Genomic DNA, 14706 nt, shown 5'->3' on the forward strand with positions numbered 1-14706 from the left:
GAGACGCGAAAACTTTCCGCGCTCATCGGCTAGCGCTGTGCTACTGTTCTTCTCAGTTGCAGTTGTGGTTCCCAAAGACTTCAAGTGCTCCCCCCGATTCATTTCGGCGGGTGCACTTTTTATTTCCGGATGTTTTTTCGGACGGGGCAATCATTACTTCGACTCCGGTGCCCGCACAGTGTGGGTCCGGGTACAGCCCCAAAGGAGAATTCATATGGCATCTGGCACCGTGAAGTGGTTCAACGCGGAAAAGGGCTTCGGCTTCATCGAGCAGGACGGTGGCGGCGCTGACGTGTTCGCCCACTACTCGAACATCGCCACCCAGGGCTTCCGTGAGCTTCAGGAAGGCCAGAAGGTGAACTTCGACGTCACGCAGGGCCAGAAGGGCCCCCAGGCCGAGAACATCGTTCCCGCCTAAGCGTTGACAAGTACTGCGTAGCTGGGGCCCGCACCTTGGGGTGCGGGCCCCAGCTCGTTGCTTTTTCCCAGCTCCGCCGGCCGTCACGGCCCGCGTGAGCGGCGCGGCAGCATCGTCTGCCGGAGCGCCCACGACCCGCCCGGGTGGAAGTCCGCCCGGCCGTCGCCCCCGATACCCGGCCTGTGCCACGGCCGCCGGGCAGGGTGATGCCCCTTTCAGCAGTGAACCGTTCCGTTCCGCTCCGCGTGTTCGGCTCGGCCCTGTTGTGTCATTTCTTCGGCTCGTTCTTGCGAATCCGCTGCGGCTCACGCCAATGCCAGGAATTCCTCGATACGCGCCGCATCGAGGAAGGTTCTGCATGAACCGCGCAGCTCGCACCAACGACCGCTCGTCCCGCTCCCGCACGGGGGCCTCTTCCGGCGGCTCCTACAGCTCGTCCGGCTCCTACGGTTCGTCCGGCAGCTCGTACGGATCGTCCGGCTCCGGCAGCTCCTACGGCTCTTCCGGCGGCTCCTACGGTTCCTCCGGCGGCAGCCGCGGCAGCCGCTTCGGGTCCTCCGCCCCCAGCCGTTCCGGCGGCGGCTCCCGCTCCGGCGGGGGGAACCGCTCCGGCGGCTACGGTCGCCGCTCCGCCGCGCCGCAGGGCGAATTCGCCCTGCCCGTGACGTTGACCCCGGCGCTGCCCGCCGTCGAGGCCTTCGCCGACCTGGACATGCCCGAGGCGCTGCTCGCGGCCCTCGGCGCCCAGGGCGTCTCGGTACCGTTCCCGATCCAGGGCGCCACCCTGCCCAACACGCTCGCGGGCCGTGACGTCCTGGGCCGCGGCCGCACCGGCTCCGGCAAGACGCTCGCCTTCGGCCTGGCCCTGCTGGCCCGCACCGCCGGTCAGCGCGCCGAACCGGGACAGCCGCTCGCGCTGATCCTCGTACCGACACGTGAACTCGCGCAGCAGGTCACCGACGCGCTGACGCCGTACGCCAAGGCGATGCGCCTGCGGATGGCCACCGTGGTCGGCGGCATGTCCATCGGCCGCCAGGCCGGCGCGCTGCGCGGCGGGGCCGAGGTCGTCGTCGCGACGCCCGGCCGGCTGAAGGACCTCATCCAGCGCGGCGACTGCAGGCTCAACCAGGTCGCCATCACCGTCCTGGACGAGGCCGACCAGATGGCCGACATGGGCTTCATGCCGCAGGTCACCGCGCTGCTGGACCAGGTGCGTCCCGAGGGGCAGCGGATGCTGTTCTCGGCGACCCTGGACCGCAACGTGGACCTGCTCGTGCGCCGGTATCTCACCGACCCGGTCGTCCACTCGGTGGACCCGTCGGCCGGCGCCGTGACGACGATGGAGCACCACGTGCTGCACGTCCAGGGCCATGACAAGCAGGCCGCCACGACCGAGATCGCCGCCCGCGAGGGCCGCGTGATCATGTTCCTGGACACCAAGCACGCGGTGGACCGCCTCACGCAGGACCTGCTCAACAGCGGGGTGCGCGCCGCGGCGCTGCACGGCGGGAAGTCGCAGCCCCAGCGCACGCGCACGCTGGCGCAGTTCAAGACCGGCCACGTGACCGTGCTGGTCGCGACGAACGTCGCCGCCCGGGGCATCCACGTCGACAACCTCGACCTGGTCGTCAACGTCGACCCGCCGACCGACCACAAGGACTACCTGCACCGCGGTGGTCGCACCGCGCGCGCCGGCGAGTCCGGCAGCGTCGTCACCCTGGTCCTGCCGAACCAGCGCCGCGACATGGTGCGCCTGATGGCCGCCGCCGGGATCACCCCGCAGACCACCCAGGTCCGCTCCGGCGAGGCCGAACTGAACCGCATCACCGGTGCCCAGGCCCCCTCCGGCGTGCCCGTCACCATCACGGCCCCGGTCACGGAGCGGCGCACGCGCAGCGCCGCCTCCACCCGCGGCCGGCGCAGCCGCCCGGCGCAGGCCCGGCGACGCTCGTACGACAGCGCGGCGTAACGCGTGCGCAGCGCGGCCCCCACCCGGCTGTGCGACATCCCGCTCGACCGGGGACCCTTCACGGAGTCCTCGGCCGGGGTGGGCGAGGCCCGCACCGCCATGCGCGGGCGTGTCCTGGACATGTCGCCGGTGATCGACGAGCACGGTTACACCCTGGGCGTCCTCGCCCTCACGTCCTGACCGCCTTCGCGGCCGTCCGGTCCGGCGTTCACCTTCCCGTCCCCGCGGAGGCATCATGCGTTGCGTCATCGCCCGTTTCCCCTTCGAGCTCACCAAGGCCGAGGTCCTGGAGTCCATGAAGGGCATCAAGGCCGAGCCCGTCACCGGGGAATCCGTGATCATCGGCCGTCGCACGTACCCGGTCAAGCAGGTCGGCGAGGTGATCACCCGCCAGGACCGTCGCGACTTCACGGCGGGCGAGGTGACCCGCGCACTGACCCGCCTGGGCTTCGTCTGCCGCACGGTGGAAACGGCTTAGATCCTCGGGTGTCCCGGGTCCGGCGTCGCGCCGGGTCCGGGACATCGTCGTGTCCGGGCCGTGCCGGCGCGTCCGGTTCGGCACCCGGTGTCCGGGTGGGTCCGGCTCGTACCGCCCGGTGCCGTCGGACCGGCCCGTAACCGTGACCGAAGCGTCATCGCAGCCCGGCCGCGGCGGGGCGCGGCCTTGCTAGGTTCCTCCCTCAGTCGGGAGCCGCAGGAGGGCCGCCATGCACGCCGGATGTGCGAACAGACGCGAGAACAGCGACGACAGCGACGACAGACGCCAGGGCGGGAGCGAGGGCGGACGTCGATCCGCCACCCGGGCGCGTCCGCTCGTCGTCTCGGTACTGATGGCGGCGGCCCTCGCGGGCTGCGGGCCGACCCCGACCGCCTCGACCCGCCCCGATCCCTCCGCCGTCGCCGCCACGCCGTCCGCCGAGGCTTCTGCCTCTCCCTCCGCTTCCGCCGTCTCCGCCCCGCCCCCGACCACCCGGACCCCGGCACCGGGCACCCCGGCGTCCTCGTCCCCGAGTCCGGTGCTCGCCCCGACGAGCTCCGCTCCGCCCACGCCCCCGGCTCCCGCGACCGTGCTGTCCATGGCCGTGGCCACCCGCGGCGGCCGCCTCGACCTGGTGCGCGGCGGTCCCGCGCAGGAGTTCACGGTCACCCTGCGGGGCGGCAACACCCAGGCGTACCGGCACCTGCTGCTCACCTTCCAGATGGAGAGCCTCGTGCCCGAGCCCGGGGACACCCCCGGTCCCGCCCGGTCCTTCGTCCTGGAGCACCAGGACCCCGCCACCGGCACCTGGCGCCCCGCGGAACTGCGCGTCGCGAACGACCTCAAGCCGTACGCGCTCCTCTCGGGCGGCGCCCCCCTGGCCCGCGACGCCGTCCGCACCGAGCGCTACCGCCTGCGCGCCACCGCCACCGGCCCCACCGGCAGCTCCCCGGTCGTGGTCGAGGCCATCGACACGGACGCCCCGTCGGGCACACCGAGGGACCGTGAACGGCCGGGCCACTTCTCCCTTCCCCACACCACCCGTCGCCCCTGACCCGGGAGCCTCGCCGGGGCACGTACTTCCGGGACCGCCGCGGCGCCGGGCAGACTGTCCGCTGTGACATCACTGAGTAAAGGCGCCAACCTGCCGGTCCCGGCGTCGTCCGTCCGGGCCGTGCTCTGCTGGTCGGCCGGTCCCGGGGTCCCGGACGTCGACGCGTCCGCCCTGCTGCTCACCGGCGACGGACGGGTCCGCTCCGACGGCGACTTCGTCTTCTACAACCAGCCGCGCCACTCCTCGGACGCCGTGCGGCACCTGGGCAAGCAGCCCGGCGCCGACTCCCTCCAGGTGGACCTGACCGCGCTGGAGCCGGCGATCGAGCGCGTCGTGCTGTGCGCGTCCGCCGACGGGGGCAGTTTCGGGCAGGTGCCCGCGCTGCACCTGCGGTTGCTCGACGCGTTGTCCGGAGCGGAGTTGGCCCGCTTCGACATGGCGGCGGACACGGAGACCGCGTACGTGAGCGGCGAGCTCTACCGGCGGGCGGGCGCGTGGAAGTTCCGGGCCGTGGGCCAGGGATACGCGAGCGGCCTGGCGGGGCTGGCGACCGACTACGGCATCACCGTGGACGACGCCCCGACCCCGGTGGCCGAGCCGGCCCCGGCAGGCCCGTCGACGGCGCCGCCCGCGCCCGCCTTCACCCCGGCCCCCGTACCCGTGCCGGCCTCCGCTCCCGTGCCGGCCTCCAGCGGCGCGCCCGCCGTCCGGTTGGTCAAGGGCGAGGAGCGGCTCCCCGTCGAGATGCGCAAGCTCCTGTCGCTGCGCAAGCAGCAGGTCGCCGTCAGCCTGACGAAGAACGGGGCGGCGGGAGTGACCGCCCGCGTCATCCTCGTCCTCGACGCGTCCGGTTCGATGTCCACGCTCTACTCGCGCGGCACGGTGGCCGGTGTCGTGGAGCGGATGGCCGCCGTCGCCGCGCAGCTCGACGACGACGGCGAGATGCAGGCGTGGACCTTCGCCACCAACCCCGCACGGCTGCCCGACCTGACCATCGGTGAGCTCCCGGAGTGGATCCGCCTGCACGTCCGGGTGGGCCAGATGAGCCTGTTCGGCCGCAAGAAGCCCCCGAAGGGCCTGACCGGCGGGCAGGTGGACATGCGCGCGGTCGGGTTCCAGAACGAGGAGCAGAAGGTCATCGCGGAGGTGCGCGCCTACGTACGCGACACCGCGGTGCCCGTGCCCACCCTCGTGCTGTTCTTCTCGGACGGCGGCGTGTACCGCAACAACGAGATCGAACAGGAACTGCGCGCGGCCGTCGAGGAGCCGGTGTTCTGGCAGTTCGTGGGCCTGGGTCGGGCCGGTTTCGGCGTGCTGGAACGCTTCGACGACATGCCTGGCCGGCGGGTCGACAACGTCGGGTTCTTCGCGGTGGACGACATCGACGCGATCTCGGACGCCGAGCTGTACGACAGGCTGCTGTCGGAGTTCCCGTCGTGGATCCGGGACGCCGGACGGGCGGGCATCCTGCGCTGACCGGTGCGGACCGGGCCGGCCGACGCGGGTGCGCCCTTCGACGGGAAGCGTGTTGTCCGGTTCAAGAAATGGTCTGGACCCTTGACCCGGGGTTGGTCCAGACCAATCATGAGGCGTCCGCCCGTTCGCTCGCGCCCCACCGGGAGCATCGATGAGACGTCGTTCCAGGCCCGTTCACTCGTTACTGGCCGCCCTGACCACCCTGGTCGCCTCCGCCGGACTCGTGGTCGGGGTGGTCGACGGCACCGCCCATGCCGCGACCCCGCTGCCCGCGCACGTCTTCGCCCCGTACTTCGAGGCGTACTCCTCCGACAGCCCCGCCGACCTCGCGCTCAAGTCCGGCGCCAAGTACCTGACCATGGCCTTCGTCCAGACCGAGGCCAAGGGATCCTGCACGCCGTACTGGAACGGCGACACGGGCAGCCCGATCTCGGGCTCCGTCTTCGGCGCCGACTTCGCCACGATCCGCTCCCGCGGCGGAGACGTGATCCCCTCCTTCGGCGGATACGCGGCCGACAACGGCGGAACCGAGATCGCCGACAGCTGCACGGACGTGGACGCGATCGTCGCCGCCTACCAGAAGGTCGTCACGACCTACGACGTCTCCCGCCTGGACATGGACATCGAGGACAACTCGTTGACCAACAAGGCCGGCATCGACCGCCGCAACCAGGCGATCCGGAAACTCCAGGACTGGGCCGCCGCCAACGGCCGCCCCCTCCAGGTCTCTTACACCCTGCCCACCACCACGAGCGGCCTGGCGAGCAGCGGCCTGGCCGTGCTCAAGAGCGCCAAGACCGCCGGCGCCCGGGTGGACGTGGTCAACCTGATGACCTTCGACTACTACGACGGCGCCGCCCACGCCATGGCCGAGGACACCAAGACCGCCGCCACCGGCCTCCAGGCCCAACTCGCCACTCTGTACCCGACCAAGACCCCCGCCCAGCTCTGGGGCATGATCGGCGTCACCGAGATGCCGGGCATCGACGACTACGGACCCGCCGAGACCTTCACCACCGCCGACGCGAAGGTCGTCTACGACTGGGCCACCGCGAAGGGCCTCAACACCCTGTCCTTCTGGGCGCTCCAGCGCGACAACGGCGGCTGCCCCGGGACCGGCGGCTCCGACACCTGCTCCGGCATCGTCCAGGACCCGTGGTACTTCAGCCACACCTTCGCCCCGTTCACCGGCGGCGGCGGACCGGTCGTCGACGACTTCTCCGTCGCGGTGACCCCCGGCTCGGCCTCGGTCGCCCCCGGCGGCACGACCACCGCGACCATCGCCACGACCCTCACCTCGGGAACCGCGCGGCCCCTCGCGCTGACGGTCACCGCAGCGCCCGCCGGGGTGAGCGCCACCCTCGCCCCGGGCTCCGTCACCACGGGCGGATCCGCCGCGCTGACGGTCACCGCCGCCGGCACGGCGACCCCCGGCACGTACCCCCTGACCGTCACCGGGACCGGCGGCGGACTCACCCGCTCGGCCCCCTTCACCCTCACGGTGTCGGGCCCGGGCGGCGGCGCGGGAGCGCTGGTCAACGGCGGCTTCGAGAGCGGAGCGCTCGCGCCGTGGAGCTGCCAGAGCGGCGGGGCGGTGGTCACCGCCCCGGCGCACGGCGGCTCGTACGCCCTGAAGGCCTCGCCCACCGCCGGACAGACGGGGGAGTGCGCGCAGACCCTCACCCTCGCTCCGAACACCGCGTACACGCTCGGCGGGTGGGTCCAGGGCGGCTACGCCTACCTGGGCGTACGCGGCGGGGCCACCGGCAGCGCGTGGACCGGCTCCACCGGGTGGTCCAAGTTGACCGTCCCCTTCACCACCGGCGCCTCCGGCACCGTGACCGTCTACCTGCACGGCTGGTACGGGCAGGGCGCGGTGTACGGCGACGACCTCTCCGTCAACTAGAGCGTTAGGCTCGGCCGGGCCCGGGAGAGCACCCGGGCCCGGAAGGGCGGCAGCATGACCAGCGGTACGGGCAGCGGTGCGACCGGCGGGGGAACGACGCGGATCCACCGGGCGGTCGACCGGCCCGCGGCGCCGTGGAAGAACGGCGGGGGAATCACCCGGGAGATCGCGGTCTGGCCCGACGGCGCGGACACGAACGACTTCGCGTGGCGGGTCAGCCTCGCCGACGTCACCGCGGACGGCCCCTTCTCGTCCTTCCCCGGCGTCGACCGGATCCTCACCGTCGCCGAGGGCGCGGGCATGGACCTGACCATCGCGGGGGAGCGCAGCCTCCTGGACCTGCGCTTCGCACCCGGGCACTTTCCCGGCGACCGGCCCACCGACTGCCGCCTCCTGGACGGACCGGTCGTCAACTTCAACGTGATGTACCGCCGGGAGGGCGCGAGCGCCGAGGTCCGCGTCACGACCGGCGAACGGATCCTCGCGCCGGAGCCCGGCGAGACCCTGCTCGTGGTCGCACTGGAGGGGACCGCGGTGATCGACGGGCCGACACCGGGAAGCGCCACCGCACTGGGTCGGTATGACGCCGGCCTGCTGACGGGCCCGGACGTCCGCCGGCTACGGTCGTCCGGACGCGCCGCCGTGGTGCGGCTGCGGCCCCGTTCCTCCTGATCCCGGTCCGACCGGGACAAGCCGATCGGACGGTGCGCGCCCTCACGCCATGGCCGGATGTGACAGACAACCGTCATTGCGGCCATCCCGGCGCGCGACGACGATGGACGCATGCCCACGCCCCACCGGGTCGTCATCGCGGTCTTCACCGATGTCGACCTCCTCGATGTCACCGGCCCCGCCGAGGTCTTCGCCCTCGCCAACCGGGTGGCCGGCCGTCGCCTCTACGAGGTGCGGCTGGCAGCCCCCGAAGGCGGTCAGATCACCACCTCCGCCGGTGTCCGCCTGGTCTGCGACCTGGCGTTCGCGGAGGTCGGCGCCGCCGTGGACACGCTGCTGGTCCCCGGCGCCGTCTCCGTGGGCGAGGCGGGCCCCGTCGCGCTCGTCGACCCGGAGGTGGTGGAGTGGATCGCCGCCACCGCGCCGCACGCCCGGCGCGTGGCATCGGTCTGCGTGGGCGCCCACCTGCTCGCCGCGGCCGGCCTGCTCGACGGACGCCGGGCCACCACCCACTGGTCCACGGCCGCCCAACTGGCCGCGGAACACCCCCGGGTGGAGGTCGACGCGGACCCCATCTTCGTCCGCTCGGGCCGCCTGTGGACCGGGGCCGGCATCAGCGCCTGCATGGACCTGACCCTGGCCCTGGTGGCCGAGGACCACGGGGAGGAACTGGCCCTGGGCGTCGCCCGACAGCTGGTGATGTACCTCAAACGACAAGGAGGACAGAGCCAGTTCAGCGTTCCCCTCAGCCGACCGGCCGGCAACCGCAGGGACATCGACGAACTGCGGGCCCACGTCACCGAACACCTCGACACGGACCTGTCGGCCGCCGCGCTCGCGGCCCGCATGTGCATGAGCGAGCGCCACTTCGCCCGGGTCTTCCGCAAGGAGACGGGCACCAGCCCCGCCGCCTACGTCGAGGCGGTACGGGTCGAAGCCGCCCGACGCCTCCTCGAAACCACCGACGACCCCCTGGAACAGGTCGCCTCGGCAGCCGGTCTCGGTTCGGTGGAAACCCTCCACCGCGCCTTCCGCAAGCAGCTCGCGACCACCCCGGCCGCATACCGCCGCCGGTTCCGCACCACTGACTGACCGAAGGAATCGACTGTGAACACCTCGACCTCCAGCACCCTGCGCCAGGTCATGGGCCTCGACGACACGCCCGCCCGCCTCGCGGACTCCACCCTCCTCCTGATCGACTTCCAGAACACCTACCGCACCGGCGTGATGGCCCTCGAAGGCGCCGAACCCGCCCTGGAAGCGGCCGGCCGCCTGCTCGCCGCCGCCCGGGCCGCCGGAACGCGGGTGATCCACATCATCAACGACGGCGGCGAGGGCACCCCGTACGACATCCGCGCCGAGATAGGGGCCATCAGCGCCGAGGTGGCCCCCCGCGACGGCGAACCGGTCGTCGTCAAGCAGCTCCCGAACTCCTTCCACGCCACGGAGCTGGAGAAGACCCTGACGGAACTGGGCGCCGGCCAAGACCTGATCCTGGCCGGGTTCATGACCCACATGTGCGTCACCTTCACCGCCCAGGGAGCCTTCAACCTGGGCTACCGGCCCACCGTGGTCGCCGAGGCGACCGCCACCCGCCCACTGTCCGGGCCCGACGGAACCCCGGTTCCCGCCGCCACCCTCCAGGCGGCGAGCCTCACCACCATCGCCGACCTCTTCGGCGTCGTCGTCCCCACGGCCGCGCACCTCACCGCCTGACGGCCCCACCCACGCCGGCTCCGTCGCGTGGGTGACCGCGCGCGGGTCGCGAAGGGTGAAATCGCACCCATGTCGGGGGTGTTGATCGAGGTACCGGTCAGGGGATTCTCCTTTCGGTCCACCGGTCCGAGGGCCAGACTCACACCATGACCGGTGACGAGTCCGGCCCTCCGCCGGAACCCGACGAGTACCTCGAACGCGTCCTGTGGGAAGCCTTCCGCGAGGCGTGCGCCACGATGCGCCTGCACGGCGCACTCCCCGGCAGGGTCCGGGCCCACCGTCCTCCCGAGGTGGCGCCCGTGGGAACGTTTCCCGACCTCGGCGCTTCGGACACGCTGCGCGAACTGCTCGCGCGGGTCGAGGCCGAATGCGCGGTGTACGTGCACGAGTCGCCGGCCCCGCGCGGGACCGGCGGGCAGGACACCGGCCGACTGGTCGTCGCCGCGGCGGTCTGGCCGGGGGAGGGCCTCTCGGGGCTGCGCGTCTCCTCGTACCGGCGCGACGGCACGCTGGAGGAGATCACCGCCGAGGGCGTACGCCTGGAGGACACCCACCTCGACGTGCCCTGGCTGCGCGGCTGCCTGCCGGCCGCCCGTCGGACCGATCCGGACACGTACCCGGCCTCCGCTCCGGCCTCCGCCCCCGCCGGCTCCTCGGGGCCGGTCACCTCCCCGATGTCCGCCCCGGCTCGGACTTCGCGCACGGGAGCGGGTCTCGTCGCGCTCGCCCTCGTGGGCCTGTTCGGATGCGTGACAGCCGTCCTGGGAGTGACCGGGCTGCTCGCCGGCACCTGGGACCGGCCCACCTGCGGCGGGCGGACCATGACTCCGGGAGACACCTGCGTCGGGTTCGGCGCCACCACCACCTACGAGGAGCGGCGCGCGGCCATGGGCCACCGGCCGGACCCGGCCCTCTTCGCCCTCGGCGGGACGGCGGTCATGGTCGCCTGCGTGGCGTGGGGCCGCGGTCTGGACCGGCGACACGGGAGAACCCGGGACGCGGGCTGAGTCCCCGCGCCGGTCCTCGCGGCCGGCCGGGGAGCGCGCCGTAGGCCCCTCGGGCGCTCTCACAGTGACACGCCGGCGGACGTCCGCGAGACGAACCGGTCTCGGCGGCGCGCCTCGCCCTCGCGGGGGCGAGACGCGCCTGGTCGGGGTCAGTGGAACAGCATGGACGCGTCCCCGGCCGGGGTGGTGACGGAGCCCGGGCAGAGGAAGCTTCCCGAGGTCTTGGTCGCGGTGAAGGCCTGGTTGACGTACTTCCGTGTGGACCCGTCACGGTTCCACACGATGTTCGTCGCCTTGTAGCGACAGGAGATGAAACTCTGTTTGCCGGTGATGTCGATGGCGTCGGTCTTCGCGAGCGCGGCCGCGTCGTCGAAGGTGAACGACGGGTTGTTGTTGAGGGAGGCGGTGATTCCGCCGCCGCAGGCCAGGTTGCCGCCGGGGGTGTTGACGGTGGTGCGGTCGACGGTGAGGGTGCTCGGGGGGACGGCGCTGGTGCGGGCGTTGGTCCAGGCGCAGGTGTTGCCCGCCACGACCATCACCCCGTCGATCCTCTGATCGGCGGTGGGTCCCAGGGCCAGTGCGGTGGTCGAGCCGCCGAGAACCAGCGCGGCGGCCAGTACGGTGACGCGGGACCATGTGGAGATCGTCCTCATGTCGCTCCTCTTTGCCACGTCCTTGTGGGGGTGTACGGCGAGGCGTGGGGGCCGCGCCGCTCGGAACGTCCCACAGGGGTCTTGAAATGTCAGGCCCATGCCAATCTATTGGCCGGATGGCATCAGTGTGGCGGGAGGTCGTCCGTCGAGCCCCCCCTCGCGGTCGGGGCGCGCCGGCCGTCGGAGACCGGACGCGGCGCGCACCGCGGGCGATGTCAGAGGCGGGCGCCGAGGCGGGACTTGGCGTCCGGCCATTCCTCGGCGAGCAGCGAGAAGTAGACGGTGTCCCGCCAGGTGCCGTCCGGGCGGCGGCGGTGGCGACGCAGTACGCCCTCACGCCGCGCGCCGAGTCGGGCGATGGCCGCCTGTGAGCGGAGGTTCATGTGGTCCGTCTTCAACTGGACCCGCCCCATGCCGAGTTCCTCGAAGGCGTGGGTCATGAGAAGCAGCTTGGTCTCGGTGTTGACCGCCGAGCGCCAGTGGGCGCGGCCGTACCAGGTCCAGCCGATCTCCAGTCGCTCGTGGGCGGCGTCGACGTCCATGAAGGTCGTCCAGCCGATCGCCTTGCCGCTCGCGCGGTGGATGACGGCGAAGGGGAGGTAAGTGCCGCGCTCCGCGTCCTCGAGCAGTCCCGTGAGCGTCGCGCCCAGTTCCGCCTCGGTGCGCGGTGCCACGCCTCCTTGCCAGCGCCAGACCTCGTCGTCACCGCCTCCGGCCGCGAACAGGTCGCCGAGGTGGTCCATCGACAGGGGGACGAGGGTGACGTGCCGGCCGGTCAGGGTGACGGGGGCGGGGATCTTCGCAGACATGGCGGCACTCTAGCTCTATGAACTAGGAACATCAAATGTCTGCACTAGTGCAAAATTCGATGGGATCCGGTCTGGGGGTGCGAATCCGGTCTGGGTGTGCGATCCGGCCCGTGAATGGCGCCTTCGGTCCATTGGTTCCGGGGACGCAAAAAAGCTCCGAGCCGAATGGCGGCCGGAGCTCTCGTCTGGGGGGTATATTTGACGTTTCATGTTCGGGCGGAATGTGAACATGAAGCAGCTTTACGAGGACATCGTACCGCGTCAGGAGTGGAATTGTCAACCGAAGAATTCCGTGTCGAGCAGCAATTCATCGACGGGATCTACGCCCGCCTCGATGGCCTGCGTGACCAGGCCGAACGCGCGATGAGCGGCGCTCTGGCCGACGTCGGGAGCGGGTTTCAGGCGCGCCTGGAGCGGGATGTGCTGGTCGCCGAGCAGTCCGGTCTCCTTTCCGCTCTGGACTCGGGGGAAAACGGTCTCTGTTTCGGCCGCCTGGAGTTCTCCGACGGTCGGGACCACCACATCGGCCGTATCGGAATCCGGCAGGACGACAGCGAGCGCACCCCTCTCGTGCTCGACTGGCGCGCCGATGTCGCGCGTCCGTTCTACCTCGCGACCGGGCACGTGCCGATGGGGCTGCGCAGGCGCCGACACCTCACCACCCGGGGCCGGGAGGTCGTCGCGCTGCACGACGAGATCCTCGACCTCGCCGACACCGAGCGCACCGGACACGAGGGGACCGACGCGGACGCCGTGCTGCTCGCCGCGCTCGACGCGGCCCGGACCGGCCGGATGCACGACATCGTGCGGACCATCCAGGCCGAGCAGGACCGGATCATCCGCTCCTCCCACCACGGGGTGCTCGTGGTGGAGGGCGGACCGGGCACCGGGAAGACGGCCGTCGCACTGCACCGCGCCGCCTACCTGCTGTACGCCCACCGCGAGACGCTCGCCAAGCGCGGCGTCCTCATCGTCGGGCCCAATCCGGCCTTCCTCGGCTACATCGGGGAGGTGCTGCCCTCCCTCGGCGAGACCGGTGTCCTGCTCGCCACCCCGGGCGAGTTGTACCCCGGCGTCCACGCCACCGGTACCGACCGCCCCGGCGCCGCCGCCGTCAAGGGCGACATCCGGATGGCGGAGGTCCTCGCCCGGGTCGTGGCGGACCGGCAGGCGCTGCCGGAGTCCGTACCCGCCGGTGCGGGTGAGGAGGCCGACGTGGTGCCCGAGCCCGCCCTGGAGATCGACCACGACGACTACGGCACGCTGCTGCTCGACCGCACCATGGCGCACGAGGCCCGGGACCGGGCCCGTGCCACCGGGCTGCCGCACAACCTGGCCCGGCCCTACTTCGCGTTCCGTGTCATCGACGCGCTGACCGAGCAGCTCGCGGACCGCCTCGGGGCGGATCCGTACGGCGGCCCCAACCTGCTCGGCCCCGATGACGTCGCGCAGCTCGGCAAGGAGATCGCGACCAGCGCCGAGGTGCACGCGGCCATCGACACGCTCTGGCCCTCGCTCACACCCCTGCGACTGGTCTCCGAGTTCCTCGCGGACCCCGAGCACCTCTCCGAGCGGGACGCCGAGCTGATCCGCCGCACCACGGACGACTGGACGCCCGCGGACGTCCCGTTGCTCGACGAGGCGGCCGAACTCCTCGGCTTCGACGACAGCGCGCGGCGCGCCGCCGAGGAACGCGAGCGACTGGAGCGCATCGCCTATGCCCAGGGCGTCCTGGACCTTTCGCTCGGTTCGGAGTCGTACGAGTTCGAGGACACCGAGAACGAGTTCCTCGCCGCGCACGACCTCATCGACGCGGAGCGGATGGCGGAGCGGCACGAGGAAGCCGACCACCGCAGCGCGGCCGAGCGGGCCGCCGCCGACCGCACCTGGGCCTTCGGGCACGTCATCGTGGACGAGGCGCAGGAACTCTCCGCGATGGCCTGGCGGCTGCTCATGCGACGCTGCCCGACGCGCTCCATGACCCTCGTCGGAGACCCGGCGCAGACCGGTGACGAGGCGGGCTGCGGCTCGTGGGAACAGATCCTGGACCCGTACGTCGAGAACCGTTGGGAACTGGTGCGCCTCGCGGTCAACTACCGCACACCCGCGGAGATCATGGACCTCGCGGCCGCCGTGCTCCGGGCCCGGCACCCCGGTTTCGAACCGCCCGGTTCGGTGCGTTCCACCGGGGTGCGCCCCTGGGTGCGGGCCACGGACGACCTGCCCGGCGCGGTCGCGGAGGCCGTGCGCGACTGCGCGCCCGCGGAGGGCCGGCTCGCGGTGATCGCCCCGCGCCCGCTGCACGAGGACCTCGCGGGCGCGCTGCCCGGCGTACCGGCCGGCGAGGAACCGGACCTGACCCGCGACGTCGTGCTGCTGGAGCCCCGCCAGGCGAAGGGCCTGGAGTTCGACACGGTGATCGTGGTGGAGCCCGCGGACCATCAACCGAGCGACCTGTACGTGGCCGTCACCCGTGCCACCCAGACCCTGGGGGTACTGCACACCGGGCGCCTGCCGGAAGGGCTGGAGGACACGCCGTAGGGCGTCC

The 14706-nt window shown here is 72.1% G+C and carries 13 protein-coding genes and 1 pseudogene; 12 read left to right on the forward strand and 2 right to left on the reverse strand.

What is annotated here, in order from left to right:
* Window positions 1-214: 214 nt before the first annotated feature.
* The 11 genes and pseudogenes from OHA84_RS31505 (at window position 215) to OHA84_RS31555 (ending at window position 10696) form a co-directional block, all read left to right on the forward strand.
* Complete coding sequence (locus OHA84_RS31505) at window positions 215-418, forward strand: cold-shock protein (protein ID WP_030228921.1); 204 nt, start codon at window positions 215-217, stop codon at window positions 416-418.
* Window positions 419-776: 358 nt separating this feature from the next.
* Window positions 777-2387: a DEAD/DEAH box helicase gene (locus OHA84_RS31510; RefSeq protein WP_266953261.1), complete on the forward strand. Its 1611-nt coding sequence runs from the start codon at window positions 777-779 to the stop codon at window positions 2385-2387.
* Window positions 2388-2390: 3 nt separating this feature from the next.
* Entirely contained in the window at window positions 2391-2567 is a 177-nt protein-coding gene (locus tag OHA84_RS31515) for a hypothetical protein (RefSeq protein ID WP_266968535.1), read from the forward strand.
* A gap of 55 nt (window positions 2568-2622) precedes the next feature.
* Window positions 2623-2850 (forward strand): annotated as a pseudogene (locus OHA84_RS31520) (SCO5918 family protein); the annotation flags it as partial.
* A 244-nt stretch (window positions 2851-3094) separates the two neighbouring features.
* A complete protein-coding gene (locus OHA84_RS31525; protein ID WP_266968533.1) occupies window positions 3095-3919 on the forward strand; it encodes a hypothetical protein in 825 nt (274 codons plus the stop codon).
* Between the two features lie 63 nt (window positions 3920-3982).
* Complete coding sequence (locus OHA84_RS31530) at window positions 3983-5395, forward strand: VWA domain-containing protein (protein WP_266968531.1); 1413 nt, start codon at window positions 3983-3985, stop codon at window positions 5393-5395.
* A 151-nt stretch (window positions 5396-5546) separates the two neighbouring features.
* Window positions 5547-7301, forward strand: coding sequence for a glycosyl hydrolase family 18 protein (locus OHA84_RS31535; RefSeq protein ID WP_266968529.1), 1755 nt, complete (start codon window positions 5547-5549; stop codon window positions 7299-7301).
* A 54-nt stretch (window positions 7302-7355) separates the two neighbouring features.
* Window positions 7356-7973, forward strand: a complete 618-nt coding sequence (locus OHA84_RS31540) for a HutD family protein (protein ID WP_266968527.1) — start codon at window positions 7356-7358, stop codon at window positions 7971-7973.
* Between the two features lie 111 nt (window positions 7974-8084).
* Window positions 8085-9065: a GlxA family transcriptional regulator gene (locus OHA84_RS31545; protein WP_266968525.1), complete on the forward strand. Its 981-nt coding sequence runs from the start codon at window positions 8085-8087 to the stop codon at window positions 9063-9065.
* A gap of 51 nt (window positions 9066-9116) precedes the next feature.
* Window positions 9117-9689, forward strand: coding sequence for an isochorismatase family protein (locus OHA84_RS31550; RefSeq protein ID WP_266973881.1), 573 nt, complete (start codon window positions 9117-9119; stop codon window positions 9687-9689).
* A gap of 146 nt (window positions 9690-9835) precedes the next feature.
* On the forward strand, window positions 9836-10696 hold the full coding sequence (locus tag OHA84_RS31555) for a hypothetical protein (RefSeq protein WP_266968523.1): 861 nt from the start codon (window positions 9836-9838) through the stop codon (window positions 10694-10696).
* A gap of 149 nt (window positions 10697-10845) precedes the next feature.
* On the opposite strand, the gene OHA84_RS31560 is transcribed toward OHA84_RS31555, so the two are convergent.
* Both OHA84_RS31560 and OHA84_RS31565 read right to left on the reverse strand, forming a co-directional pair.
* Window positions 10846-11349, reverse strand: coding sequence for a hypothetical protein (locus OHA84_RS31560; RefSeq protein ID WP_266953279.1), 504 nt, complete (start codon window positions 11347-11349; stop codon window positions 10846-10848).
* Window positions 11350-11564: 215 nt separating this feature from the next.
* Entirely contained in the window at window positions 11565-12158 is a 594-nt protein-coding gene (locus OHA84_RS31565; RefSeq protein ID WP_266953281.1) for a GNAT family N-acetyltransferase, read from the reverse strand.
* A gap of 273 nt (window positions 12159-12431) precedes the next feature.
* Between OHA84_RS31565 and OHA84_RS31570 the strand changes: the two genes are divergently transcribed.
* On the forward strand, window positions 12432-14699 hold the full coding sequence (locus OHA84_RS31570; protein WP_266968520.1) for a UvrD-helicase domain-containing protein: 2268 nt from the start codon (window positions 12432-12434) through the stop codon (window positions 14697-14699).
* Window positions 14700-14706 lie beyond the last annotated feature (7 nt).

Origin of the sequence: Streptomyces sp. NBC_00513 (assembly GCF_041431415.1) — a bacterium.
GTDB lineage: Bacteria > Actinomycetota > Actinomycetes > Streptomycetales > Streptomycetaceae > Streptomyces.

Bases quoted from the DNA above. Each gene is read 5' to 3' on its own strand.
- OHA84_RS31505 (WP_030228921.1), top strand. From the start codon at position 215: ATGGCATCTGGCACCGTGAAGTGGTTCAACGCGGAAAAGGGCTTCGGC.
- OHA84_RS31510 (WP_266953261.1), top strand. From the start codon at position 777: ATGAACCGCGCAGCTCGCACCAACGACCGCTCGTCCCGCTCCCGCACG.
- OHA84_RS31525 (WP_266968533.1), top strand. From the start codon at position 3,095: ATGCACGCCGGATGTGCGAACAGACGCGAGAACAGCGACGACAGCGAC.
- OHA84_RS31535 (WP_266968529.1), top strand. From the start codon at position 5,547: ATGAGACGTCGTTCCAGGCCCGTTCACTCGTTACTGGCCGCCCTGACC.
- OHA84_RS31540 (WP_266968527.1), top strand. From the start codon at position 7,356: ATGACCAGCGGTACGGGCAGCGGTGCGACCGGCGGGGGAACGACGCGG.
- OHA84_RS31545 (WP_266968525.1), top strand. From the start codon at position 8,085: ATGCCCACGCCCCACCGGGTCGTCATCGCGGTCTTCACCGATGTCGAC.
- OHA84_RS31550 (WP_266973881.1), top strand. From the start codon at position 9,117: ATGGGCCTCGACGACACGCCCGCCCGCCTCGCGGACTCCACCCTCCTC.
- OHA84_RS31555 (WP_266968523.1), top strand. From the start codon at position 9,836: ATGACCGGTGACGAGTCCGGCCCTCCGCCGGAACCCGACGAGTACCTC.
- OHA84_RS31560 (WP_266953279.1), bottom strand. From the start codon at position 11,349: ATGAGGACGATCTCCACATGGTCCCGCGTCACCGTACTGGCCGCCGCG.
- OHA84_RS31565 (WP_266953281.1), bottom strand. From the start codon at position 12,158: ATGTCTGCGAAGATCCCCGCCCCCGTCACCCTGACCGGCCGGCACGTC.